The organism is Pseudomonas sp. TAE6080, assembly GCF_018732265.1.
Lineage (GTDB): Bacteria > Pseudomonadota > Gammaproteobacteria > Pseudomonadales > Pseudomonadaceae > Aquipseudomonas > Aquipseudomonas brenneri.
On record NZ_JAHIDY010000007.1, the window covers coordinates 152,795 to 177,885 of the forward strand.

The window sequence follows — 25,091 nt, forward strand, 5'->3', positions numbered from 1 at the left end:
AACACCTTATTTTAAATAAATCAGAAATAACGCGTTGGGTCAGTAATTCCGGCCGCTTGGAAGCCTTCTGCACGCAGGCGGCAGCTGTCACATTTCCTACAAGCACGACCGTCATTGTCTGCCTGGTAGCAGGAAACAGTCAGCGAGTAATCGACACCAAGCCTTACACCAGCCTTGACGATATCGGCCTTGCTCAGGTTTTGCAGCGGTGCCTGGATACGGAAGCCGTGCCCTTCTACGCCGGCCTTGGTCGCCAGGTTGGCCATGCGCTCAAACGACTCGACGAACTCTGGGCGACAGTCCGGGTAGCCGGAGTAGTCCACGGCGTTGACACCGATAAAGATGTCGCGGGCGTTGAGCACCTCTGCCCAGCCCAGAGCCAGCGAGAGGAACACGGTGTTACGGGCCGGCACATAAGTGACCGGGATGCCCTCAGTCGGCGCCTCAGGCACGTCGATGGAGCTATCGGTCAAGGCCGAGCCGCCAATGCCATTGAGGTTCAGGCCAATCACCTTGTGCTCCACCACGCCGAGGTCGCGGGCAACACGGGCGGCCGCGTCCAGCTCGGCATGGGAGCGCTGGCCGTAATCGAAGCTCATGGTGTAGCAGCTGTAACCCTCGGCGCGGGCCATAGCGACCACGGTGGCGGAGTCGAGGCCGCCAGACAGGAGGATTACGGCACGTTTTTGATCAGTGGTTTGTTCAGTCATTTCAGCGTCCTGGCTCGTCGTTCCAAAGGTATTTATGCAGCTGCAATTGCAGGCGCACCGGCAGGTTGTCGGCGACCACCCAATCAGCGAGGTCGCGAGCGTTCAAGTCATGGTGGCTGGGGGAAAACAGCACCTCGCCGGCGCGCCGATCCAGGCCGTACTGGATCAGCTTGGAGTTGGCCCAGTCATAGTCGTCCCGCGAACAGATGACGAACTTGACCTGGTCGTTGGCGGTGAGCAGCTCGATATTTTCATAGCGATTGCGATGCGCTTCCTTGGAGTCCGGGGTCTTCAGGTCAACCACTCGGCTGACGCGAGGGTCGACCGCTGAAATGTCCAGGGCACCACTGGTTTCCAGCGACACCTCGTAACCGGCATCACACAGCTGCTTGAGCAAAGGAATGGCATTGGGCTGGGCCAGGGGCTCGCCGCCCGTCACACAGACGTAGCGCGGCCGAAAGCCTGCAACCTGCGCCAGGATGTCGTCGAGGGTGCGGATGGTGCCGCCACTGAAGGCGTAGGCGCTGTCACAGTACTGGCAGCGCAACGGGCAGCCGGTGAGGCGCACAAATACTGTGGGCAGGCCGGCAGTGCGCGTTTCACCCTGTAGCGAGTAAAAAACTTCGGTGATGCGTAATGTGTCTTGCATAGTCGCCACGGGCGTAACAGCTAAACAGGCTGTCCGCCTCCGTCAGGCACTTCATGGGATCCCGGCAAAGCGTGAACCCCAAGAAGCGTATTTCATAAAAGGGCGTGGATTCTAACGAAAAAACCCGCGACAGGCGCGGGTTTCTTCCAAGCGGGGCAGCAGTGCTTACAAACGCTGCAAATCGCGCTGGGCCAACTGGGCGGCAGATGTACCCGGATATTGGGCCACGACCTGCTGCAGAATGCCTTTGACCTTGTCGGTATGACCCAGGCGGCGCTCTACATCAGCCAGTTTATACAGCGAATCAGGCACTTTGGCATGCTTGGGGTAAAGTTGGCTGACCTTGGCAAATGCCTGGCCTGCACCTTGCACATCACCCTTGGCCAGGTTGACCTCACCCAGCCAGTACTGGGCATTCCCAGCGTACTGGCTGTTTGGATAACGACCCAGGAAAGCGGTGAACGCCTTGCTGGCCTTGTCGAAATCCTTGGCCTTGATCAGGTCGAAGGCTGCATCGTAATACAGCTTTTCCTTCGCCGGATCACCCGGTTCGCTGCTGGCTGCCGGAGCAGCGGCTGCACCACCGGCGGCGCTTGCAGCGCCACCGGTAGAAGAATTATCAGGAGTAGCGGCAGGTGTAACACCGGCTCCTATACGTCGGTCAAGATCCTGGTAACGTTCCAGGCCTTCTTGCTTGAGCTGACGCACCTCATTCTGCAGAACTTCAATGGTGCCTTGTTGCTGCGCCAATTGATCCTGCATGCGTTGCAGTTGGTTGAACAGTTCGCCCTGTGCCGAAGGAGCGGCCGTGGCCGCTCCTCCCGCATAGGCGCCGTTCGTGCCATAACCTGCAGGTGGATAGCTGCTCCCACTATTGTTATAGCCAGAGTTGCTATCTTCCACGGGAACCGCAGCCCACACCGCAAGCGGTGCGAGGCTGAGAGCCAATACGGTTACAACACGACGGCACGTTCGCATGACGAATTACTTACGCAGTTCGACGCGACGGTTTTGAGCCCAGGATTGCTCGTCGTTGCCGGTAGCAACTGGACGCTCTTCACCGTAGGAAACCAGTTCCAGCTGAGCTGGGGAAACACCTTGCAGTACCAGGTAGCGCTGAACGGCTTTCGCACGACGCTCGCCCAGTGCCATGTTGTACTCACGAGTACCACGTTCGTCGGTGTTGCCTTCCAGTACAACGCGAGCGCCGTTACCTTTCAGGTCTTTCGCGTGAACGTCCAGAGCGCGCATGGCTTCTGGCTTCAGGTCCGAACTGTCGTATTCGAAGTAGAAAGTGGTGATCGCGCGCAGAGCAGCTTCTTCGCTCAGGGAGCCGTCAACTGCACCAGTGTTGGCGCCGTAACCAGCGTTTGGATCAACAGCTGCGCCTTCACCGGCATTGTCGCCGCCTTTAGACGAGCAACCAACGGCTACGGACAGAGCCAGAGCCAGAGCAGCAAACTTACCAAACTTCAGCATTTCCATCGTGAAACTCCTAATGAACCCCAGTGTGTTAAGTACTTCTTTTTGTAGCGCCGCGTCAGTTCAGGTAAGGGGACCAGGACGGTTCTCTGACTTCGCCTTGTGCGGTAGGAAGCGGGAGCCTTACGCGTCCATTAATGGACACGAGCATCAAGACTCCCCGGCCCTGCTGGCGGGTGGCGTAGATTACCATGGTGCCGTTGGGCGCAACAGTAGGCGACTCATCAAGAGTGCTATCTGTGAGGATTTTTACGCTTCCGCGCTGCAAATCCTGGGCCGCCACCTTGAAATTAGTGAAACCATCCTGACGATGGATCATTACCAGGGTCTTTTCATCGGCCGAAAGCTTCGGATTGGCGTTGTAGTTGCCAATAAAGGTCACACGTTCCGCACCACCACCGCCAACACTGCTCTTATAGATCTGCGGTTTGCCGCCACGGTCTGACGTGAAGTAGATGGTCGAACCATCCTTGCCCCAGAACGGTTCGGTGTTGATGCCAGGGCCGGAAGTGACACGGGTGATCTGGCGCGAACCGAGGTTCATCACGTAGATATCCGGGTTACCGTCCTTGGACAGTACAAATGCCAGGCGATTGCCATCCGGCGACCAGGCTGGCGCGCCGTTCAGGCCTTCGAAGTTGGTGATCTGCTCACGGCGACCGGTGTCGATGTGCTGAACGAAGATGCGCGGGCGCTTCTGTTCAAACGACACGTAGGCGATACGCTTGCCATCGGGCGCAAAACGCGGCGACAGGATCGGCTCGCGCGACTGCAACAGGGTCACCGCACGAGCACCGTCGTAGTCCGAACGTTGCAGGGTGTAGCGCGTGTTGTTCACCGAGAACCGCTCAGCCGTCACGTACAACATGCGGGTAGAGAACGCACCTTTGATACCCACCAGTTTTTCGAACGACTGGTCGGCGATGTAGTGCGCCATGTCTCGCAGTTGGTCGACGCTGCCCGACACGCTGCCGGTCAGCACTTGCTGCTCGGTGGCCACGTTGAACAAGGCGTATTGCACCTGCAGGCGACCGCCCGCTGGCACGATGCTGCCTACCATCAGGTACTGGGCGCCGAGGGCTTTCCAGTCACGGTAGATCACTTCGCTGCCGGTGGTCGGCTGGCTGATCATGTTCTGTTTCGGGATTGGCGCGTAGTAACCCGAGTTGCGCAGGTCATTACCAATGATTTCCGCCATATCGTCCGGCAGCACGCTACCGCCCTGCCAGCCAAACGGTACTACTGCAATCGGGGTGGCCCGATCGCTACCGCTGGTTACCAGGATGTTCTTTTCATCCGCCGCCGCTATGCCTGCCATACAGCAAATAACGACAAGCATTCCTCGAAGAAGGTTTCTCACAAGGCTAGATCCTCAGGTGTGAATGTCATCTTGAATGAACGATAGGGAGCGAAGTCGCTTGGTTTCATTCCCTGCATCTCGGTTAACCGGCCAATATTCTTGACCGCTGCAACCGCTGAACTGTCGAACGAAGCGTCGCCACTGGCCTTGGCCACGCTGACCGACGTCACCGTACCGTCCGGCAACATGCCGATCTGCAACACGACTGTCATGCCTTTGCGTGCCGAAGGTGGACGAGTCCAGCCTTCTGCTGCGCGCGCGCGAATCAGATCATCGAAACTGCCCGCGACTTCGTCACCACGTTCATCGGCCAGGGCCTGCTGACGTTGCGGCGTGTCGGAAAGCAAATCTGCCAGGGCCTGGGCCTTTTTCTCTTCGGCGGATTTGCGCGCTGCTTCCTGGGCCTTTTTCTTCGAGGCATCGGCAGCAGCTTTCTTCTTCGCGTCATCGGCGACTTTTTTCTTCGCCTCGTCTGCTTCGGATTTTTTCTTGGCGTCTTCGGCGGCTTTCTTCTTCGCGTCTTCGACTATCTTTTTCTTGGCTTCTTCAGCGGCCTTTTTCTTGGCCTCTTCTTCAGCAGCTTTCTTGGCTTCTTCTTCAGACTTCTTCTTGGCTATATCAGCCAATTGTTTCTCTTCGGCTTTTTTCGCCTCGGCAGCTTTCTCGGCTTTCTTGGCTTCATCAGCCTTTTTCGCCTCGTCAGCCTTCTTGGTTTCGTCAGCCTTTTTCGATTCCTCGGCCTTTTGAGCCGCCTCTTCTTTCTTTTGTTCCGCAGCAGCCTTCACCGCTTCCTGCTCGACCTTCTTCTGTTCCATCTGCTCGACTTCAGTCTGGCGCGCAGCCGACTTCTGGGCCTCACCCGCAATCTTCTGATTGGTCTGGGTGGTGGCCTGACTCTTCGATTTCAGCTGATACAGGGTCGCCTGCACGATCGGCTTGGCTGGCGGTAGTTCCGGGGTCATGGCAAAGCTGACAAACAGCATGCCAAACACCAGAACGTGCAGGGCAATTGCCCAGACGCTAGGCCAGAAGTAGCTTTCCGAGGCGGACGGCTCTCGCTGTTGCTGCATCAGGGCGCCTCGGTAATCAAGCCAACATTACCGACCCCGGCCTTCTGCAGCCCGCCCATGGCACCCATGACGGATCCGTAATCGACAACCTTGTCGCCACGAATGAACACCTGGGTGTGCTTGCCGCCTTCGTTGCCGGCGCGGATGATCTTGGTCACGGCGTCAGTCATCTGCGGCAAGGTCATGGCCTTGTCCTGTTGCTTCTGGGTGTCGACTTCGCTGCCAAGGTTCCAGTAGTAGGTCTTGTCAGCCTTGATCGAAATGGTCAGGACCTGGGTGTTGTTGTCCTGCGGCAAGGCTTCGCTGGAAACCTTGGGCAGATCAACCTTCACACCCTGATTGAGCATCGGCGCGGTCACCATGAAAATCACCAGCAGCACCAACATCACGTCGATGTAAGGCACTACGTTCATCTCGGCGACCGGCTTGCGCTTTTTGCGCGCTCGAGCGATTAAAGCCATTGGGAATTACCTGCTTATTCTTCGCTGGTGTGCACTTTACGGTGCAGGATCGCCTGGAACTCATCGGCGAAGGTGTAGTAACGGCCGATCAAGGTCTCACTGGTTGCAGCGAAACGGTTGTAGGCGATTACTGCGGGGATTGCAGCGAACAGGCCGATGGCAGTGGCGATCAGCGCTTCGGCGATACCCGGGGCCACAGTGGCCAGGGTCGCTTGCTGGGCAGTTGCCAGGCCACGGAAGGAGTTCATGATGCCCCAGACGGTACCGAACAGGCCGATATACGGGCTGACCGAACCGACGGTGGCGAGGAACGGCAGGCTCTGTTCGAGCTTTTCTTCCTCACGGGAGATCGCTACGCGCATCGCACGGGCCACACCTTCCATGACCGCTTCCGGGTCAACGCCGGACTGCTGGCGCAGGCGGGAGAACTCCTTGAAGCCGGCGCGGAAGATCTGCTCGACGCCCGAATCCGGGTCCGGGTTGCTGCCTGCCTGGCGATACAGCTTGGACAGGTCGATACCCGACCAGAAGCGCTCCTCGAAGCTCTCCAGGGCACGTCGACCGGCGCGCAGCAGGTTGCTGCGCTGAAAAATCATGACCCATGAGGTAACCGATGCGGCTACCAGGGTCAGCATCACCAGTTGAACCACGACACTGGCATTGCTGACCAGGCTCCACATGGAGGAATGGTCGACGACGGTAGGTTCCACGCTAAATCTCCTGCTCTGATTGTTTACCGGCGCCGCTCACGTCGGCAAAGGCCGCACGTAAAGCTTCGGGAATGGCCCGGGGTTTCAAACTATTGGTGCGCACACACGCCACCAGGAACTGCCCCTCACAGAGCAGCGTTGCATCCGTTGCCCGCCTGACCTGCTGTTTAAAGCGCAGGCTGACACGGTTCAATTCGATTACTTCTGCGCTGACCAGCAATTCATCGTCCAGTCGCGCCGGCGCGTGGTAACGGGCCTCGCTGGAATGCACGACAAATAACAGGTCCTCCCCTGCAAGCTGGGATTGGGCAAAGCCCAGCTCCCGCAGCCGCTCGGTTCGAGCCCGCTCCATGAATTTCAGGTAGTTGACGTAATACACGATGCCGCCCGCATCGGTGTCCTCGTAATAAACGCGACAGCGATGTGCGAACGACTGATCCCCGTTTTGCGCGCGCATACTCTAGTGCTTACTCCTCAGGTTGCCAATCCGGCCAGGCAACTGTTTTTCATTCTCTGCAACATTTCTAACGAAAGAATGACGACGCCAGCCACTAGGACAGCACAAACGTCGAATAAATCGACTTGCCATGCCTTTTTAATCGTCCACTGCATCGAGGAATTCGTCTACCACAGGCATCTCCCCCAATCGTGACGGAATGTTTAACCCGAAGTGCAAATACGCATGGCGCGTGACCACACGGCCCCTCGGTGTACGCATGATGTAACCCTGTTGAATCAGGTACGGTTCCAGCACATCCTCGATGGTGTGGCGCTCTTCACTGATGGCAGCAGCCAGGCTGTCCACGCCCACCGGCCCACCATCGAACTTCTCGATCATGGTCAGCAGCAGGCGCCGGTCTTGATGGTCGAAACCATGTTCATCGACATCCAGCAGGTTCAGTGCCAGGTCGGCCACGGCCTTGGTGATATGGCCCTTGGCGCGTACTTGCGCAAAGTCGCGCACCCGCCGCAGCAAGCGGTTGGCAATACGTGGCGTGCCACGAGCCCGGCGGGCAATCTCATAGGCACCTTCCGGGTCCAGCGGCAAACCGAGAATCCCGGCCGAACGGCTGACAATCGTCGCCAGATCCACAGTGCTGTAGAACTCTAGACGTTGAACAATGCCGAAACGGTCTCGCAACGGGTTAGTCAGCATCCCGGCGCGCGTAGTAGCGCCCACCAGGGTGAAGGGTGGCAGGTCGAGCTTGATCGAGCGCGCCGCTGGCCCTTCGCCGATCATGATGTCCAGTTGGAAGTCTTCCATGGCCGGGTACAGCACTTCTTCGACGATGGGCGATAACCGGTGGATTTCGTCGATGAACAACACATCATGAGGTTCAAGATTGGTCAGCAGTGCCGCCAAATCCCCCGGGCGCTCCAATACAGGACCGGATGTGGACTTGATCGACACCCCCATTTCCTGGGCAATGATCATGGCCAGGGTGGTCTTGCCCAGGCCCGGCGGCCCAAAGATCAGCGTGTGATCCAGGGACTCGCTGCGCCCGCGTGCGGCCTGGATGAACAACTCCATCTGCTCGCGCACGGTCGGCTGGCCAATATAGTCGGCAAGGCTGACGGGGCGGATGGCCCGGTCCTGGACTTCTTCACGGTCACGAGGGCCGGTGGCCGCAATCAGACGATCAGCTTCAATCACTTAAATCATTCCCTTCAGGGCTCGGCGGATCATGTCTTCGGCACTCAGGTTCTTGTCCTTGATGGCTGACACTGCCTTGCTGGCTTCCTGGGGCTTGTAGCCCAGGGAGATCAGCGCATTGACGGCGTCGCTTTCAGCACTGGCAACCTGGGCCGCCGGCATATCCGGCTGGTTTGGCACCAGCGCAAACATGCTCGGCACCACTTCCCAGGCTTTGAAGCGGTCCTTGAGTTCCACCAGCAGGCGTTCGGCGGTTTTCTTGCCCACACCCGGCACCTTGGTCAATGCGGAGGTGTCCTGGGCGGAAACGGCACGTACCAACTCGTCCACTTCCAGGCTCGACATCAATGCCAGGGCCAATTTAGGGCCGACGCCATTCAGGCGGATCAGCTCGCGGAAGAAGTCGCGATCGCGCTTGCCGATAAAACCATAGAGTAGTTGCGCGTCTTCGCGCACCACCAGATGGGTGTGCAAGGTTATCGGCTCACCGACCGACGGTAGGCGGTACAGGGTGGTCATGGGCACTTCCAGCTCATACCCCAGCCCATTTACATCCAGAATCAGGTGCGGCGGCTGTTTCTCAGCCAGGGTGCCGCGCAAGCGTCCAATCACGGTTCAGATCCTTAAAGCTTGAGGTCAGATCGAGGCCTGACCGGAAATAACGATTGCGCTGATGCTATCAGAGACGCAGGCGCCCGCCACGACTGCGTGCCGTGCCAAGGCCATGGGGCAGCAGGCTGGAACGAGTGTGCGCATGGCAAATGGCGATGGCCAGGGCGTCAGAGGCGTCGATCTGTGGCTTTGAGGTGAGCTTGAGCATATGCATGACCATCATCTGCACCTGCTCCTTATTGGCCGCACCGGTGCCGACCACGGCCTGCTTGACCTGGGTTGCGGTGTATTCGGCTATTTCCATGCCCTCCTCCGCGCCGGCAACAATTGCAGCGCCTCGGGCCTGGCCCAGCTTCAGGGCCGAGTCGGCGTTTTTGGCCATGAAGACCTTTTCAATGCCCATGGTCACCGGCCCGTAGGTCTGGATCACTTCACGCACGCCGCGATAGACGATCTGCAAGCGCTCGGCCAACTCGCCGGCGCCGGTACGGATACACCCCGAGGCGACGTAGATGCAGCCACGCGGAGTGTGCTGCACCACGCCAAAGCCGGTGATGCGCGAACCGGGGTCGATACCTAGGATTAAAGTCATAACGCCTGCAGGTTTATGGGTACATATAGATCCAATGTGGGAGCGGGCTTGCCCGCGATAGCGGTGTTTCAGTCAGAAATTCTGTATCTGATAAACCGCTATCGCAGGCAAGCCAGCTCCCACATTAGATTTTCATCGCGCTTAAGTTAGCTGTTCGGCGACGGATTCCGGGATGTCGGCGTTGGAGTAGACGTTCTGTACATCATCCAGGTCTTCAAGCATATCCAGCATCTTCAGCACTTTCTGTGCACCATCCAGGTCCAGCTCGGCGCTGGTGGTCGGCAGCATGACGATTTCCGCGTCGGTGCCTTTGAAGCCTGCGGCTTCCAAGGCATTACGCACCGCATAGAAACCAGCGAACGAGGTGAATACGTCGATGGAACCGTCTTCGTTGGTCACCACGTCGTCGGCATCCGCCTCCATCGCGGCTTCCATCAGCGCGTCTTCATCCGTACCCGGCGCAAAGGTAATCTGCCCCTTGCGCTCGAACAGATAGGCTACCGAACCATCCGTACCCAGGTTGCCGCCACACTTGCTGAACGCATGGCGCACAGCCGCCGCGGTGCGGTTGCGGTTGTCGGTCATGCACTCGACCATCACCGCGACGCCGCCCGGGCCGTAGCCTTCGTAGGTCAGCTCGACCATGTCATCGGTATCGGCCGCACCGGCACCACGGGCCACGGCGCGATCGATGATGTCGCGGCTCATGTTGGCGCCCAGGGCCTTGTCCAGCGCCAGGCGCAGGCGTGGGTTGGAGCCTGGATCACCGCCGCCCTGGCGGGCAGCGACGGTCAGTTCGCGAATCCACTTGGTGAAGATCTTGCCTTTCTTGGCATCCTGACGCTCTTTGCGGTGCTTGATGTTCGCCCACTTGGAATGGCCAGCCATAACACAACTCCGAAATTCTCTAGAAACCTTTCAATCCCGCCCCAGGCGGGATTTCCCTCTTTTAAACGCAAAGGCGCATCCGAAGATGCGCCTTTTTGACTGCGTACAACCTTATCGCGCTTTCACGCCGCAGCCTTACTCAGCCTTCGGCGCCTCGCGCAGACGGATGTGCAGCTCGCGCAGTGCCTTGGCATCCACCACACCTGGAGCCTGGGTCATGACGTCCGCAGCACTCTGGGTTTTCGGGAAGGCAATCACTTCACGGATCGACTGCGCGCCGGTCATCAGCATCACCAGGCGGTCAAGGCCGAAGGCCAGGCCACCGTGGGGTGGAGCGCCATATTTCAGGGCATCGAGCAGGAAGCCGAATTTCTCTTCCTGTTCCGCTTCGTTGATACCCAGCAGGCGGAAGACCGACTGTTGCATTTCTTTGCGGTGGATACGGATCGAACCGCCACCCAGCTCAGTGCCGTTGAGCACCATGTCGTAGGCACGGGACAGAGCGCCAGCCGGGTTGGCTTCCAGCTCTTGCGGCGTGCACTTGGGCGCGGTGAACGGGTGGTGCAAGGCGCTGAAGCTACCGTCGTCGTTCTCTTCGAACATCGGGAAGTCGACGACCCACATCGGCGCCCACTCACACGTCAGCAGTTTCAAGTCGTGACCGAGCTTGATGCGCAATGCGCCCAAGGCCTCACTGACGATCTTGGCCTTGTCGGCACCGAAGAACACGATATCGCCGTCAACTGCACCCACGCGATCGAGGATCACATTGAGCTTGTCCTCAGGGATGTTCTTGACGATCGGCGATTGCAGACCATCAACGCCATTCGCGCGCTCGTTGACCTTGATGTAAGCCAGGCCCTTGGCGCCGTAGATGCCGACGAACTTGGTGTAGTCGTCGATCTGCTTGCGCGGCATGCTCGCCCCGCCTGGCACACGCAGTGCGGCGATGCGGCATTTCGGGTCGTTGGCCGGGCCGCTGAACACCTTGAAGTCGACTTCCGTGAGCTGGTCGGCAACGTCGACCAGTTCCAGCGGGTTACGCAGGTCTGGCTTGTCGGAACCGTAGCGGCGCATGGCCTCTTCGAAGGTCATGTGCGGGAACTCGCCGAATTCCAGGCCCAGCACTTCCTTGAACAGGTTGCGGATCATTTCTTCGGTCAGGCCCATGATCTCTTTTTCATCGAGGAAGCTGGTCTCGATGTCGATCTGGGTGAATTCCGGCTGGCGGTCGGCGCGCAGGTCTTCGTCACGGAAGCACTTGGCGATCTGATAGTAACGGTCAAAACCGGCGACCATCAGCAGTTGCTTGAACAGCTGCGGCGATTGCGGCAGGGCAAAGAAGCTACCGGCGTGGGTACGGCTTGGCACCAGGTAGTCACGCGCGCCTTCTGGCGTAGCACGGGTCAGGATCGGCGTTTCTACGTCGAGGAAGCCGTTCTCGTCGAGGAAACGACGGATGCTGGTGGTCATGCGCGAACGCAGACGCAGCTTCTCGGCCATTTCCGGGCGACGCAGGTCGAGGAAGCGATAACGCAGGCGGGTTTCTTCGCCAACGTCGGAGAACTCGTTGAGTGGGAACGGCGGGGTTTCCGACTCGTTCAGCACTTCCAGCTCGTAGCCCAGGACTTCGATCATGCCCGACGCCATGTTGGCGTTGGTGGCACCGGCCGGACGCAGGCGAACCTTACCGGTGATTTTCACCACGTACTCGCTGCGCACGCGATCGGCGGCGGCGAAGCTCTCGGCACGATCCGGGTCGAATACCACTTGGGCCAGACCGTCACGATCACGGATATCGAGGAAAATCACCCCGCCATGGTCGCGACGACGGTGAACCCATCCGCAAAGGGTAATTTCCTGACCTTCCAGGGTCTCGTTCAGTTGGCCGCAATAGTGGCTGCGCATCATGGTAGTGGTTTCACTTCTCGTAATTCGAAATTCGGTGGAGTGCCTGCTCGATCACCGCACCTTGTAAGTCAGGCCACGGATAATGCAGGAGCTCGCGCGTAGAGTTCAACTCAGTCTGCTTTGTCGCCGCCGGCCAGGTTCTTCTTCGAGCCGGTCTTGAAGTCGGTCTCGTACCAGCCGCTACCGCTCAGGCGAAAGCCTGGCATGGACAACATCTTTTTCAGCTCGGGTGCCCGGCAAGCAGGGCAATCGACCAACGGCGCGTCGCTGATCTTTTGAATGGCTTCCAACTGATGACCACAGGAAGCGCATTGATAATCGTACATGGGCATGGGATGTCTCGGCGATCACGTCACTGCTGCGCTGCGCCCCGTACCAGCCGGTATGCGCAGCAAAGGGCGAGATTATATCCGTTAAATCGAGGCTGTGCAGCCGTGGCAACGTACAGCGCACTCTATAGAGACACCCGCGCCCCTCCAACCCAGGGCGCCCCGGCTACACAAGGCCGGCCTGATGTGCCGTTGCCGCCTGCCCTTTCAACGCATGAACCACGCACACCACCCTGACCAGGCCGCTGAAATTCTTCACCCCGCCATAACGCAAATGCACTTCGCGATCCACGTAAGACAACAGCGCACTGACCGAACACGTATTGATCCTGGCTATTTCACCCAGAATGTTCCAATAGACTTCTTCAAGCCGCAGGCATGTCGAAAAACCATTCAACCGGACCGAACGCGACAATGGCCGCGCCAACGCCATATCGAATCCTTTGACGAAGGGATCGATCTTTATCTTGTAGAAGCCGGAAGTTTCCAGCGCACCTTTACCCATACTACGCGACATACACTTGACACTCCCTTGCCAAACGGCTCTTGAACAAACGGCTGTTATTGGCCGTTGAGCCTATAAAACAGCAAGCAGGCAAGTGCAGCCAGAAGACAGAGAGTCACTGTTCGTAGGACAAGCCAACGTATGTAACCGGAAGGAATCAGGTGAAGCCAGTGACGCCTGCCTGGCGCCACTGGCTCGCGACATTTACTTGCTTTCGAGCAGTGAGCGCAGCATCCACGCAGTTTTTTCGTGAATCTGCATGCGCTGGGTCAGCAAGTCCGCCGTCGGCTCATCACTGACTTTATCGAGCAACGGGAAGATTCCGCGTGCCGTGCGGGTAACAGCTTCCTGCCCATCGACAAGTTGCTTGATCATGTTTTCAGCACTGGGTACGCCTTCCTCTTCCTTGATAGAAGACAGACGGGCATAGATAGAGTAGGCACCCGGGGCAGGAAAACCCAGGGCTCGAATACGTTCGGCAATGGAGTCAACTGCCAGCGCCAGTTCGTTATATTGCTCTTCAAACATCAAGTGCAATGTACGAAACTGCGGCCCCGTGACGTTCCAATGAAAGTTATGGGTTTTCAGATAAAGTACATAGGTATCTGAAAGCAGCCGTGAAAGTCCGTCAACAATGGATTTACGATCTTCTTCGCTGATACCGATATCGATTGCCATGTTTATTCCCTTCAATTGATGAAAATTCATTGATCAGGTGCTTACCCACTCTAGCAAGAGTGCTCGCCTTGCGCAGCCCTGGCGCCACAGGCGGCCTGCGGCAAATCGCCCCCTGGCAGCGCGCGCGACAAGGCCTGGCGCGGCGAAAAACAGCCGCACCTGTCTAGGACAAGGGTTTAGCGCAGAAATGCCATGATCTTCGCAACGCCTTGAAACGCTTGATTTGAGAAGGCACAGGCTTTGCTGTTAAATAGGCAGCGTGTCGCCACCGCTATTTCCTGCGGCAAGCGGCATAGGCTGAATACCCGCGCACGTGCCCAACGCCTCCCATTGTTCAGAAGCGAACCGTGCCAGTCAGCTCTTCCTTGTGATCCGTCTTAACGTGAGTTAATCAAAATGTTGAAAATCGTCCACCTGCTAACGGGCGCTGCAGCGTTGCTGCTGTCCTTTATCCCGAGCCTGCAACCAGAAAGCCTGCCGTACCTGCAACAACACGACGCGCTGTACCTGGCTCTGTTCGGCCTTCTCAACCTGACGCTGGCGCCAGTCATTCCCTACTGGAACAAAGGCACACGCCATCAACTGCAAAACCTGGTCAGCGCATTGCTGGTGCTGACTGTCGTCGTACAAACCCTCACCCTCCTGGCCCCCATGCCTGAAGTCGGCGGCCATCCGGCCATCCTGCTCAGCCTGGTGATTGCCCTGGTCGCTATTGTTCTTCACCTGGCTATCAGCTTCTACCGTTCGTCTACTCCGGCCACCTCGCAAAACTACGACATGACCAACCGGGATACCGGGACCGTCAAGTGGTTCAATACCTCCAAAGGCTTCGGCTTTATTTCCCGGGACTCGGGCGACGATATCTTCGTCCACTTCCGGGCCATTCGCGGCGAAGGCCATCGCGTCCTGGTAGAAGGCCAGCGCGTGGAATTCTCCGTCATGAACCGTGACAAAGGCCTGCAAGCTGAAGACGTGATCGCGGCCCTGCCGCGTCGCTGACCCCAGACCAGGTACAAAAAAAACCGCGATGCAGTTGATACTGCATCGCGGTTTTTTATTGCCCGGCGCTTTACAGCACACTCAATAATGAGGCGGTGGTGCTTCTTCCTCGGAGGATTCGAACTGCCCACCCATCTCTTCCTGACGCTTGAGCAAGGCCGTCATCTGCAACTGCAGGCGCTCTACCGCCCGCTGCTGGGCGACCAGAATGTCATTCAATGTCTCGATGGTGTCGTCCTGGAAAGCCAGGCGGCTCTCAAGGTCCGTCACACGATCTTGCAAGTCCATGGTTCAGTCCTGGGTAAAAATGAAGTCGGGCGGCAACAGTTCACGCAGGCGGGTACGAATCACCGCTACCTGATCGTCGGTATAAGGCAACGCCGGGTGCTTGCCCCAGACAGGGGCAGGCCAGGCCACATCGTCGCGCTTGCGCACAATCACGTGCACGTGCAACTGGCTGACTACGTTGCCCAGGGCGCCAATGTTCATTTTATCGGCGCCGAACCCGTCATTGAGCAACTGCGCCAATGTGGTGGTTTCGCGCCACAACCGGGACTGGTCATCCGCATCAAGCTGGAACACTTCGCTGATGCCGGCAATGCGCGGCACCAGGATAAGCCAGGGGTAGTTAGAGTCGTTGGACAGCAGCAGCCGGCACAGGGGGAAGTCCCCGATAGGCAAAGTGTCGTTTTGCAGACGTGGATCCAAGGCGAACACCGCAGTCACTCCGTTCGGCTAGTCAGTTTCAGGCGCCCAGCATACCTGCGAATGGCGGCTGCTTCACGGGGCAATCGGCGCGACACCGACAGGCCATCACACCGCCGGGCGCCGACGCACCAAAATGGGTCTTTTATGCCCCACATCGGACAAGGGCTATCCGCCGATTACTCACACCGAAGGGTGAACCGGTAACATTTCTGACAGGAACACACTTTTACTCGTTCGAAATCCCGCACAACCCGGGCCATGAATTCCAAAAAAAACTACGGAAAAGCCCCGTGGTTATGCGGTTTTCACAGACCCACCACATTTTTCACGAAAAAATGACATTCGCCTGGCAGTTTGTGCACGCTTGTTGCATTCACTCCCATAACGTCGACAACGACACCTGCCAGGAAGGCAGTGTTTCACGATAAAAAGAACAGTGAATCAATACAAAAAAAGGAAGTTTTAAAACTTTGAACAGGGGTACTTTCCACCCTTGCCCAGGGTATTAAAAACAGTATTGAAGTTGTCAGTCTGGTGACAAACAGACTGTAGATTTGCGACACGGATCTAGCAATTTACGACAGCCTCGTAAAGAAGCTGAAAGGATAGATGTGCACGTATCGCCAATTATTGCCAGCGTGCTATAAGTTTGCGCTGTCACAAAAAAGAAAGAGCCTCCCAGACAAAAATACAGGTGGGACGGCAGTACTCTTCCTAAAACCAAAGGAGCAAATCACGATGCGCGTGATGAAGTGGAGCATGATCGCCCTCGCTGTTTCAGCAGGCACCTCGCAGTTCGCAATGGCGTCCTCTCAGGACGAGTCCAAGGGACTTATCGAAGACAGCACTTTCGGCGTCAACACTCGCGCCCTGTACTTCAGCCGGGACTTCCGCAACGAGCCACTGGACGGCTACGAGACCGTCAACGGCAAACGTAAAAGTCGCGCCGAAGAAACCGGCCTGGGCTTCAACGCCCTGTTTGAGTCGGGCTACACCCAGGGCACCGTTGGTGTTGGTTTTGACGTGATCGGCCTGCTGGGCGTCAAGCTCGACAGTGGCAAAGGCCGTGCGGGGACCGGCCTGTTTCCTCAGGGTTCGGATGGTCGCTCCCAGGACCAGTACTCCAAGGGCGGCGGTGCCATCAAGTTCCGTATCTCCGATACCGTCTTGAAAGTCGGCGATCAATACACCACTGCGCCTGTATTCGCTTCCGATGACAGCCGCCTGCTGCCTGAACTACCACAAGGCATCTCGCTGACCAGCAACGAGATCAAGGGCCTGAAACTAGAAGGCGGTCACTTCACGTCGAGCGTTTCACAAAGCCAGACTTACCATGACAGCCTGGGCCTGACGAAAACCGACTTTGCCGGTGGCGTCTACTCCTTCACCCCAGAGCTGACCGCTAGCCTCTACTACGCAAAAACAGAAGACTTCTTCCGTAAGATCTACAACAACATCAACTGGACCCACGCCTTGAGCGAGGATCAATCCTTTGCTCTCGACTTCAACATCTACGACACCAAGAGCGATGGCGAAGGCAAGCAACGTGCCTACAAGGACGGCAGCACCAAGCTCGACAACCGCGCCTTCAGCTTGCAGGGTGCCTACACTATCGGTGCACACACCTTCACCCTGGCCGCACAAAAGGTTACCGGTGACGGTGATTATGGCTACGGCGTAGACGGCGGCGGCACAGTATTCCTGGCCAACTCCATCGCCCGTTCCGACTTCAACGCCGAAGGCGAGAAGTCGTACCAGGCGCGTTATGACATCAACATGGCCACCTTCGGCATTCCAGGCCTGAGCTTCATGGCTCGTTATGTCACCGGTAGCGGCGCCAATACCGCCACCACCAACAACGGTAAAGAATGGGAACGCGACCTGGAAGCCAAGTACGTCATCCAGGAAGGTCCGGCCAAAGACTTGAGCCTGCGCTTGCGTCAAGCCACCTACCGTTCCGGTGATGGTGTGTACTACGGCTCGCCGTCGATCGATGAGCTGCGTCTGATCGCGCAATACCCGCTGAACATCTTGTAATCCGCCGTTAGATTGCAACGATGATCCAGGGCTTCGGCCCTTATATGAAAAAGCCGCTCACTGTTAACCAGTGCGCGGCTTTTTTATTACGCTTTTATTACTGCAAACCCGACAACTAGCAAGCTAGCTATCGAGTTCAATGGCTTGATAAAACTTGACCATTAAGCCAAGTTCGATCCTTACCTCGTTATTACTTGGCAGGCGCTTCCTGCATCACGCGAATAACACGCTGCGGGAATGGAATATCAATCCCGGCCGCCTTCAACCGATCCCGCGCCAGTTCATTGAACATGAACAGCACGTCCCAATAATCCGCCGTCTTGGTCCATACACGCAGGGAAACCGTGATCGAACTGTCACCCAAGGTCGAAATCACTGCGACAGGCTCTGGGTCCGCCAGAACCCGTGGGTCCTTGGCCAGCTCCAACAACACTTCACGGGCTTTTTGCAGGTCGGCTTCATAATCCACACCCACGTCAAACACCACCTTGCGGGTCGGCTGGCGGTTGGTGTTGGTGATAATGCCGTTGGACAAGATGCCGTTAGGCACGATGACCGTCTTGTTGTCACCGGTACGGATCACCGTGTGGAAGATCTGGATGCTGTCGACAGTCCCCGAGGTCCCCTGGGCTTCGATCCAGTCACCGATACGGAACGGACGGAACAGCAGGATCAGCACGCCACCGGCAAAGTTGGCCAGGCTGCCTTGCAACGCCAGGCCAATGGCCAGGGTTGCAGCACCAATCGCCGCGACAAACGAGGTGGTTTCGACACCGATCATCGAGGCCACGCTGACGATCAGCATCACCTTGAGCACGATGTTCGCAAGGCTGGTCACAAAGCCCTGCAACGCCAGGTCGGCATTGCGCTGGGCCAGCAGGCGCCCTACCTTGTGGGTCAGTTTATTGATCAGCCACCAGCCAATGGCCAGGGTCAGCACCGCCAGCAATACCCGGCTGCCGTATTCCATGATCATCGGGACCCAGGCTTGGGAAGCCTTGATCAATTGATCCATTTCAGCATTCAAGTCCATCTAGATTCTCCTGTTTACCACTGCCTATAAAGGTCGCCACAGCAATTGAGCCCCGTAGGGCTCAATCGTTTCTGCAAGTTCTGGGGCCTGGGACGTCGAAAAGCCCCACGGGTTCCCCAAAACCGGATCAGTCGCGGAAGTTATTGAACTGCAGCGGCATATCGAAGGTTTTGGCGCGCAGGGCGGCAATCGCGTCCTGCAAGTCGTCGCGCTTCTTGCCGGTGATGCGCACCTGCTCGCCCTGGATCGCCGCCTGGACCTTGAGCTTGGCGTCCTTGACGTGAGCGACGATTTTCTTTGCCAGCTCTTTGTCGATGCCTTCCTTGAGCACGGCTTCCTGCTTCATCAACTTGCCCGACGCGTAGGCATCCTTGACTTCAAGGCACTGCGCATCGATCTTGCGCTTGACCAGGGCCAGCTTGAGGATCTCGATCATCGCTTCCAACTGGAAATCGGCTTCAGCGGTCAGGTTGACCGTCAGCTCTTTTTCCTTGAACTCGAAGCTGCCCTTGCCTTTCAAGTCATAACGACGGTCCAGCTCCTTGACGGCGTTCTCGACGGCGTTGGTGACTTCGTGCTTGTCCAGTTCAGATACCACGTCGAACGACGGCATGTAGTTTCTCCAGTAAAAAAGGGGCACGGCTCAGTAAAGATGGAGCGCACCCGGCTTGCGGGTAAAATTCCCGGGCATTATAACGGCTCACCCAACGGCTTATGGAGCAAAATTGATGTCCACCACTTGGCATGTCCTCGGTGCAGGCAGTCTTGGCACCTTGTGGGCCACACGCCTGGCGCGTGCAGGCCTGCCGGTGCAACTGATCCTGCGTGACAAGGAGCGCTTGGCCCACTATCAGGCATCGCTGGGGCTGACCCTGGTCGAGCAGGGCCTGGCCCGCACGTATCCGGTCATGGCACAAACAGCCGACAGCCCAGAGCCCATTGATCGCCTGCTGGTCGCGTGTAAAGCCTACGACGCACCTGACGCCGTCGCACAGCTGGCCCGACGCCTGACACCCAACGCGGAAGTGATCCTGCTGCAGAACGGCCTGGGCAGTCAGGACGCGGTCGCCACGCAACTGCCCCAGGCACGCTGCATCTTTGCCTCCAGCACCGAGGGCGCATTTCGCGAAAGCGATTGGCGCGTGGTATTCGCCGGTCATGGTTTTACCTGGCTGGGTGACGCCAGCCACCCCACCGCACCGCTATGGCTAGACGATTTAGACGCAGCGGGCATTCCCCACCAGTGGAGCACCGACATCCTTACCCGCCTCTGGCGAAAACTGGCACTCAACTGTGCGATCAACCCACTGACCGTGCTCTATCAATGCCGTAATGGCGGGCTGCAGGAGCATCAATGCGAGGTAGCAACCTTGTGTGCCGAGCTCGCCGAGCTGCTGGAGTGCTGCGGCCAGCCCGCAGCGGCGCAAGATCTACAGGTTGAAGTAGAGCGAGTGATCCAGGCGACCGCGGCCAACTTCTCGTCGATGTACCAGGATGTGGCCAACGGCCGGCGGACCGAGATCAGCTATCTGCTCGGCCATGCCTGCCAGGCGGCCTTGCGCCATCGCCTGAGCCTGCCGCACCTGCAACAACTGCATGTGCGCCTGGCCGACTACCTGGATGCACGCGGATTGCCCAGCGACTGAGGCACGCGCTACCCTGCCAACTTGATCCTTGCCTGCGAACAACCTGATGCCACTGCGCCAGCGTCTCGAAAATCTCCCCGTTGGGCAGAAACTGCTGGCGGCCCTGCTGGTACTGCTGACCACCGTGCTGCTGGTGGCCAACCTCACCTTTATCAGCGCCGCCTACTGGATCTCCCAGGAAAGCATGGCCCCGCAAGCCTTGCAGGCGATTGGCCGGCTGGTCTCCAACCCGGCACTCGCCGCGCAAGCCCTGGACTCTCCCGCCAAAGCCGATGCCCTGCTCAATGAGCTGACCAGCTATTCGCCACTGCGGGCGGCGGCCCTGTATGACGGCGAAGGCAGTCGCCTGGCGCAGTTGCAACAGGGCGATCGCCTGCAACTGCCAGCGCACTATCGCGATATCGAAGCCTGGCGCGTCACCGAGTTTCGCAGCAATCAAGTCATCACCCTGCCCCGCCCCGGCCTGCCCTCGGGGCATTTGCTGCTGGTGGCCAGCAGCGAGCTGCCAGTCGCCTTTTATACGGGCACCCTGACTGCCAGCCTGGGCATCCTGATTTTCAGCGTATTGCTGTGGATGATCATCGCCCGGCAGATCAAGCGCCTGATTACCCGGCCCATCCATGAGCTGGAAGAATTGTCGCGCCAAGTGACGCGCGAAGAGAACTACGCCCTGCGGGCCGGTCGCGGCAACCATGACGAAATCGGCAGCCTGGCTGAAGCGTTCAATACCATGCTGTCGCGCATTGAAGCCCGCGAGCATCAACTCAAGCGCGCGCGGGATGACTCCCAGGCCGCCTATGATCAGGCCCAGGGCCTGGCCGAAGAGACACGGCATACCAACCGCAAGCTGGAACTGGAAGTCCAGGTGCGCAGCAAGATCGAGAAAAAACTCACTGGTTTCCAGAATTATCTCAACAGCATCATCGACTCCATGCCCTCCGCCCTGATCGCACTGGACGAACAGCTCTACGTCACGCAATGGAACCAGGAAGCCAGCGCCCTGTCCGGTACGCGCCTGGGTGAAGCCCTGAACCAGCCGATCTTCCTCGCCTTCGAACCCCTCAAGCCCTACCTGCCCCAGCTCAAGGCCACGGTGGAGCAGCACACGGTAGAACGCATCGAGCGCGTTACCTGGATCAAGGACGACGAACCCAAGCACTACGCCCTGACCTTTTACCCGCTGATGGGTGGCGCCGGGCGCGGGGTGGTGATCCGTATCGACGACATTACCCAGCGCCTGTCACTTGAAGAAATGATGGTGCAGTCGGAGAAAATGCTCTCTGTTGGCGGACTGGCCGCCGGCATGGCTCACGAAATCAACAACCCGCTGGGAGCGATCCTGCACAACGTGCAGAACATTCGTCGGCGATTGTCGCCGGATTTGCCGAAAAACCTGGAGCACGCCGAACAACTGGGTGTCGAACTGGATACGGTCAACCGTTACCTGCAAAGCCGCGAAGTCCCGCAACTGCTCGACGGCATCCAGCAAGCCGGCGCCCGCGCGGCGAAAATCGTCACCCATATGCTCAGTTTCAGCCGCCGCAGCAACCGCCAGATGGCGCCTTGTGACCTGCCAGCCCTGATCGACCAGGCCGTGGAGATCGCCGGTAACGATTTCGACCTGGCCATCGGCTTCGACTTCAAGGGCCAAGCGATCATTCGCCAGTTCGACCCACTGCTGGGCCCGGTGCCGGGCACCGCCAACGAGCTGGAACAGGTGCTGCTCAACCTGCTGAAAAACGCCGCCCAGGCCATCCACCTGCGCGAAGACGACAGCGAGCCCGGGCGCATCACCCTGCGCACCCGACTCAACCCACCCTGGGCCGAGATCCAGGTGGAGGACAATGGCATCGGCATGAGCGAGAACGTGCGCAAACGCACCTTCGAGCCCTTCTTCACCACCAAGGAAATCGGCCAGGGCACGGGGTTGGGTTTGTCAGTCTCATATTTCATCATCACCAACAATCACAAGGGCCAGATGGAGGTTCACTCCACCCTGGGCCAAGGCACCTGTTTCACCTTGCGCCTGCCGCTGGCTGGGAGCCAGCTTGCCCCCCACGAACTGACTCAACTGGAGCACTGACCATGGGCTTTCGCCTGTCGAAAATTTATACCCGTACCGGCGACAAGGGCGAAACCGGCCTGGGCGACGGGCGCCGCGTGCCCAAGGATCATCCGCGGGTGGAAGCGATCGGCGAAGTGGACAGCCTCAACAGCCAATTGGGCCTGCTGTTGGCCGGCCTTGAAGAACAGAGCGGGCAACATCCAGCGCTCAAGGATGTGATTGAGGTCCTGACTCCGTGCCAGCATCGACTGTTTGACCTGGGCGGAGAGCTGGCAATGCCGGTCTACAAGGCGCTGAATGCGGGCGAGGTGGATCGGCTGGAAGCGGCGATTGATCGCTGGAATGAAGAAGTCGGGCCGCTGGAGAACTTCATCCTGCCCGGCGGTTCAGCGCTGATTGCCCAGGCCCATGTATGCCGCAGCCTGGCCCGCAGCGCCGAGCGGCGGTGCCAGCAATTGAATGCGCTGGAGCCGTTGGAGGGGGTGGGTCTGGCCTATATCAATCGGCTGTCGGACTTGCTGTTTGTGGCGGCCAGGGTGATTGCCAGGCGCCAGGGCGTTGCCGAGATTTTGTGGCAGGCGGCGGCGAAGCCGCACTGAGATTCTGCTGGGATTTGTATTGCCTGACAGGGCCTCATCGCGGGCAAGCCCGCTCCTACATTTGAATGTGTTCACAGATCAAAATGTGGGAGCGGGCTTGCTCGCGATGAGGCCATCACTGACAACTCAAACCTCAGGCCAGAACGCCCGAATTCCCGCAACACCTTGCGCCCCGCTCTCCCAAGCCTTCTCCCGCTCGGCAGGCCCAACCCCACCCAACAGAAACACCGGCTTGCTGAAGCCCTTGATCAACTGCGCGGCCTCTTCCCAACCCAATGGTTGAGCATCAGGATGAGTCTGGGTCGGCTGCACCGGTGACAGGGTGACAAAATCCACGTCCATCAACTCTGCCAATGCCAACTCCTCGGCATTGTGGCAAGACGCAGCCAACCAACGATCCTTGGGCAGCGGCCGACCTTTGCTGGCGTACTTGCGCAGTTGCGCCGACGTCATGTGCCAGCCGGCAGAAGGAAAGTCGCCCAACCACTCAAACGGCCCCTTGATCATCAGTTGCGCCTTGCCGGCACACAAACCCACGGCATCCACCGCCAGGTCACGATACTTGGGGTCGTAACCGTTGGGCGCACGCAGTTGGACCAACTTGATGCCACCGGCAATGGCCTTCTGGATACCGCGCAACAACACCGGGGTTTCCAACTCGCCTGGGGTGATCAGGTAGTCGGCGGGCAAACGGGCTGCGGCAACAATAGGTGCATTGGCTGCCGGAAATTCGTAGCTGAGCAAGTCCCGTGGTGCCACCCATTCAAGGGGCTGGCCTTCGACGCCATGGGGCTCGCCGGTAAACCCCGAGACTTCCCAGACATCCAGCAACACCTGCTTGTCCGGGTAATCATGTTGCACCTTGATCAACGGGCGGGCCGTGGTGACCTGGATGCCCAGCTCTTCCTGCAGCTCTCGGCCCAGTGCCGTGACAACCGATTCATCGGCCTCCACCTTGCCGCCAGGAAACTCCCAGAGGCCGCCCTGGTGCTGGGTGTCTGCACGACGCGCCAGCAGAATCCGGCCATCGGTACCGCGAATGACTGCGGCTGCTACATGAACTCGTTTCACGGTATTACGTCCTCTAAGCCTACGCCTGGCGGGGCATTGCCAATGCCCCGGACAGGTATCAAGTACGGTATTCGGCGTTGATCTTCACGTATTCGTGGGACAGGTCGGTGGTCCAGATGGTTTCGCTGCACTCACCGCGCCCCAGTTCGATACGGATGGTGATTTCCTCCTGCTGCATCACCGCCGAGCCCTGGGCTTCGGTGTAGGTTTCGGCGCGCGCACCACGGCTGGCGATGCACACCTCACCGAGGAACACGTCGATCTTGCTCACGTCCAGGTTCGGCACGCCGGCACGACCCACCGCTGCGAGGATGCGGCCCCAGTTCGGGTCGGACGCAAACAGCGCGGTCTTGATCAGTGGCGAGTGGGCCACGGTGTAGCCGACATCCAGGCATTCCTGGTGATTACCGCCGCCATTGACTTGCACGGTGACGAACTTGGTCGCGCCTTCGCCGTCGCGCACGATGGCCTGGGCCACTTCCATGCACACTTCAAACACCACCTGCTTCAACGCCGCGAACAGCGGGCCGTTGGAGGAGGTGATTTCCGGCAGGTTGGCTTTACCGGTGGCAATCAACATGCAGCAGTCGTTGGTCGAAGTATCGCCGTCGATGGTGATGCGGTTGAACGACTTGTTGGCGCCATCGAGCATCAGGTTTTGCAGCACATCGCGGGAGACTTTGGCGTCGGTGGCGATGTAGCCAAGCATGGTTGCCATGTTCGGGCGGATCATGCCCGCGCCTTTGCTGATACCGGTCACGGTGACGGTCACGCCGTCATGTTCGAACTGGCGGCTGGCGCCTTTGGGCAAGGTGTCGGTGGTCATGATCCCGGTGGCCGCGGCTGCCCAGTTATCCACGGACAAGTCGTCCAGCGCCGCTTGCAGGGCACCTTCGATTTTTTCCACGGGCAACGGCTCGCCGATCACCCCGGTGGAATACGGCAGCACCTGGCTGGCGTCCACACCGGTCAACTCCGCCAGCTTGGCGCAAGTACGCGCGGCAGCGGCCAGGCCAGGCTCGCCGGTACCGGCGTTGGCATTGCCGGTGTTGGTCAGCAGGTAGCGCACCGGGCCTTCGACACGTTGCTTGGCGAGGATCACGGGGGCTGCGCAAAACGCATTCAGGGTGAACACGCCTGCGATGGTCGAGCCTTCGGCACAACGCATCACCACCACATCCTTGCGCCCGGGGCGCTTGATGCCGGCCGAAGCGATACCGAGTTCAAAACCGGCAACCGGGTGCAACGTGGGCAAAGGACCAAGACCAACAGCCATGAATGCGCTCCTTAACGATGTGATGTCTGCACCGTCGTCGTCGACG

General features: G+C 58.6%; 28 protein-coding genes. 5 read left to right on the top strand and 23 right to left on the bottom strand.

Annotated elements, in window-relative coordinates; translation table 11 throughout:
- Positions 1 to 20 precede the first annotated feature (20 nt).
- The 17 genes from queC to KL786_RS08040 form a co-directional block, all read right to left on the bottom strand.
- Complete coding sequence (queC, locus tag KL786_RS07960; protein WP_215517259.1) at positions 21 to 710, bottom strand: 7-cyano-7-deazaguanine synthase QueC; 690 nt, start codon at positions 708 to 710, stop codon at positions 21 to 23.
- 1 nt (position 711) lies between these two features.
- Positions 712 to 1,359, bottom strand: a complete 648-nt coding sequence (gene queE / locus KL786_RS07965; protein ID WP_215517260.1) for a 7-carboxy-7-deazaguanine synthase QueE — start codon at positions 1,357 to 1,359, stop codon at positions 712 to 714.
- A gap of 165 nt (positions 1,360 to 1,524) precedes the next feature.
- Complete coding sequence (gene ybgF, locus KL786_RS07970) at positions 1,525 to 2,337, bottom strand: tol-pal system protein YbgF (RefSeq protein ID WP_215517261.1); 813 nt, start codon at positions 2,335 to 2,337, stop codon at positions 1,525 to 1,527.
- Positions 2,338 to 2,343: 6 nt separating this feature from the next.
- Positions 2,344 to 2,844, bottom strand: coding sequence for a peptidoglycan-associated lipoprotein Pal (gene pal / locus KL786_RS07975; RefSeq protein WP_029300299.1), 501 nt, complete (start codon positions 2,842 to 2,844; stop codon positions 2,344 to 2,346).
- A 55-nt stretch (positions 2,845 to 2,899) separates the two neighbouring features.
- Positions 2,900 to 4,180, bottom strand: coding sequence for a Tol-Pal system beta propeller repeat protein TolB (gene tolB, locus KL786_RS07980; RefSeq protein WP_174553290.1), 1,281 nt, complete (start codon positions 4,178 to 4,180; stop codon positions 2,900 to 2,902).
- Positions 4,181 to 4,197: 17 nt separating this feature from the next.
- Entirely contained in the window at positions 4,198 to 5,271 is a 1,074-nt protein-coding gene (gene tolA, locus KL786_RS07985) for a cell envelope integrity protein TolA (RefSeq protein ID WP_215517262.1), read from the bottom strand.
- A complete protein-coding gene (tolR, locus tag KL786_RS07990) occupies positions 5,271 to 5,723 on the bottom strand; it encodes a protein TolR (RefSeq protein ID WP_161635741.1) in 453 nt (150 codons plus the stop codon). The genes tolA and tolR overlap by 1 nt, the downstream gene beginning before the upstream one ends.
- 23 nt (positions 5,724 to 5,746) lie before the next feature.
- Positions 5,747 to 6,442, bottom strand: coding sequence for a protein TolQ (tolQ, locus tag KL786_RS07995; RefSeq protein ID WP_029300305.1), 696 nt, complete (start codon positions 6,440 to 6,442; stop codon positions 5,747 to 5,749).
- A gap of 1 nt (position 6,443) precedes the next feature.
- On the bottom strand, positions 6,444 to 6,899 hold the full coding sequence (gene ybgC / locus KL786_RS08000; RefSeq protein ID WP_215517263.1) for a tol-pal system-associated acyl-CoA thioesterase: 456 nt from the start codon (positions 6,897 to 6,899) through the stop codon (positions 6,444 to 6,446).
- Between the two features lie 138 nt (positions 6,900 to 7,037).
- Complete coding sequence (gene ruvB / locus KL786_RS08005; RefSeq protein ID WP_032862495.1) at positions 7,038 to 8,096, bottom strand: Holliday junction branch migration DNA helicase RuvB; 1,059 nt, start codon at positions 8,094 to 8,096, stop codon at positions 7,038 to 7,040.
- A complete protein-coding gene (gene ruvA / locus KL786_RS08010; protein WP_003193868.1) occupies positions 8,097 to 8,708 on the bottom strand; it encodes a Holliday junction branch migration protein RuvA in 612 nt (203 codons plus the stop codon).
- Positions 8,709 to 8,775: 67 nt separating this feature from the next.
- The gene (gene ruvC, locus KL786_RS08015; RefSeq protein ID WP_032862494.1) at positions 8,776 to 9,300 is read right to left on the bottom strand and encodes a crossover junction endodeoxyribonuclease RuvC; all 525 of its coding nucleotides are present in this window, start codon (positions 9,298 to 9,300) and stop codon (positions 8,776 to 8,778) included.
- A 141-nt stretch (positions 9,301 to 9,441) separates the two neighbouring features.
- Complete coding sequence (locus tag KL786_RS08020; RefSeq protein ID WP_169873465.1) at positions 9,442 to 10,188, bottom strand: YebC/PmpR family DNA-binding transcriptional regulator; 747 nt, start codon at positions 10,186 to 10,188, stop codon at positions 9,442 to 9,444.
- A gap of 135 nt (positions 10,189 to 10,323) precedes the next feature.
- Positions 10,324 to 12,099, bottom strand: coding sequence for an aspartate--tRNA ligase (aspS, locus tag KL786_RS08025; protein WP_032862492.1), 1,776 nt, complete (start codon positions 12,097 to 12,099; stop codon positions 10,324 to 10,326).
- Positions 12,100 to 12,209: 110 nt separating this feature from the next.
- Positions 12,210 to 12,431 (bottom strand): FmdB family zinc ribbon protein, encoded by a 222-nt coding sequence (locus KL786_RS08030; RefSeq protein WP_032862490.1) that lies wholly within the window; start codon positions 12,429 to 12,431, stop codon positions 12,210 to 12,212.
- Between the two features lie 163 nt (positions 12,432 to 12,594).
- Complete coding sequence (locus KL786_RS08035; protein WP_032862489.1) at positions 12,595 to 12,945, bottom strand: ribbon-helix-helix domain-containing protein; 351 nt, start codon at positions 12,943 to 12,945, stop codon at positions 12,595 to 12,597.
- A gap of 192 nt (positions 12,946 to 13,137) precedes the next feature.
- Positions 13,138 to 13,611 carry a Dps family protein gene (locus KL786_RS08040; RefSeq protein WP_215517264.1) on the bottom strand — a complete coding sequence of 158 codons (474 nt, stop codon included), beginning with the start codon at positions 13,609 to 13,611 and terminating at the stop codon, positions 13,138 to 13,140.
- Between the two features lie 396 nt (positions 13,612 to 14,007).
- Here KL786_RS08040 and KL786_RS29855 point away from each other — a divergent pair, with 396 nt between their 5' ends.
- A complete protein-coding gene (locus KL786_RS29855; RefSeq protein WP_215517265.1) occupies positions 14,008 to 14,610 on the top strand; it encodes a cold-shock protein in 603 nt (200 codons plus the stop codon).
- Between the two features lie 81 nt (positions 14,611 to 14,691).
- On the opposite strand, the gene KL786_RS08050 is transcribed toward KL786_RS29855, so the two are convergent.
- A complete protein-coding gene (locus KL786_RS08050; RefSeq protein WP_010169958.1) occupies positions 14,692 to 14,898 on the bottom strand; it encodes a SlyX family protein in 207 nt (68 codons plus the stop codon).
- Between the two features lie 3 nt (positions 14,899 to 14,901).
- Positions 14,902 to 15,327, bottom strand: coding sequence for an HIT domain-containing protein (locus tag KL786_RS08055; RefSeq protein ID WP_215517266.1), 426 nt, complete (start codon positions 15,325 to 15,327; stop codon positions 14,902 to 14,904).
- Positions 15,328 to 16,056: 729 nt separating this feature from the next.
- Between KL786_RS08055 and KL786_RS08060 the strand changes: the two genes are divergently transcribed.
- A complete protein-coding gene (locus tag KL786_RS08060; protein ID WP_090291835.1) occupies positions 16,057 to 17,355 on the top strand; it encodes an OprD family porin in 1,299 nt (432 codons plus the stop codon).
- Between the two features lie 190 nt (positions 17,356 to 17,545).
- Here KL786_RS08060 and KL786_RS08065 read toward each other — a convergent pair whose 3' ends face one another.
- Both KL786_RS08065 and KL786_RS08070 read right to left on the bottom strand, forming a co-directional pair.
- On the bottom strand, positions 17,546 to 18,388 hold the full coding sequence (locus KL786_RS08065) for a mechanosensitive ion channel family protein (protein ID WP_215517267.1): 843 nt from the start codon (positions 18,386 to 18,388) through the stop codon (positions 17,546 to 17,548).
- A 127-nt stretch (positions 18,389 to 18,515) separates the two neighbouring features.
- A complete protein-coding gene (locus KL786_RS08070; RefSeq protein ID WP_065944004.1) occupies positions 18,516 to 19,001 on the bottom strand; it encodes a YajQ family cyclic di-GMP-binding protein in 486 nt (161 codons plus the stop codon).
- 115 nt (positions 19,002 to 19,116) lie between these two features.
- Here KL786_RS08070 and KL786_RS08075 point away from each other — a divergent pair, with 115 nt between their 5' ends.
- The 3 genes from KL786_RS08075 to KL786_RS08085 are packed head-to-tail and all read left to right on the top strand — an operon-like array spanning position 19,117 to position 22,698.
- Positions 19,117 to 20,034, top strand: a complete 918-nt coding sequence (locus tag KL786_RS08075; RefSeq protein ID WP_215517268.1) for a putative 2-dehydropantoate 2-reductase — start codon at positions 19,117 to 19,119, stop codon at positions 20,032 to 20,034.
- A 46-nt stretch (positions 20,035 to 20,080) separates the two neighbouring features.
- Positions 20,081 to 22,117, top strand: coding sequence for a sensor histidine kinase (locus KL786_RS08080; protein WP_215517269.1), 2,037 nt, complete (start codon positions 20,081 to 20,083; stop codon positions 22,115 to 22,117).
- 2 nt (positions 22,118 to 22,119) lie between these two features.
- A complete protein-coding gene (locus KL786_RS08085; RefSeq protein WP_032862480.1) occupies positions 22,120 to 22,698 on the top strand; it encodes a cob(I)yrinic acid a,c-diamide adenosyltransferase in 579 nt (192 codons plus the stop codon).
- A gap of 126 nt (positions 22,699 to 22,824) precedes the next feature.
- On the opposite strand, the gene KL786_RS08090 is transcribed toward KL786_RS08085, so the two are convergent.
- On the bottom strand, positions 22,825 to 23,769 hold the full coding sequence (locus KL786_RS08090) for a Nudix family hydrolase (RefSeq protein ID WP_215517270.1): 945 nt from the start codon (positions 23,767 to 23,769) through the stop codon (positions 22,825 to 22,827).
- Between the two features lie 58 nt (positions 23,770 to 23,827).
- Complete coding sequence (gene argJ / locus KL786_RS08095; RefSeq protein WP_215517271.1) at positions 23,828 to 25,045, bottom strand: bifunctional glutamate N-acetyltransferase/amino-acid acetyltransferase ArgJ; 1,218 nt, start codon at positions 25,043 to 25,045, stop codon at positions 23,828 to 23,830.
- Positions 25,046 to 25,091: the final 46 nt, after the last annotated feature.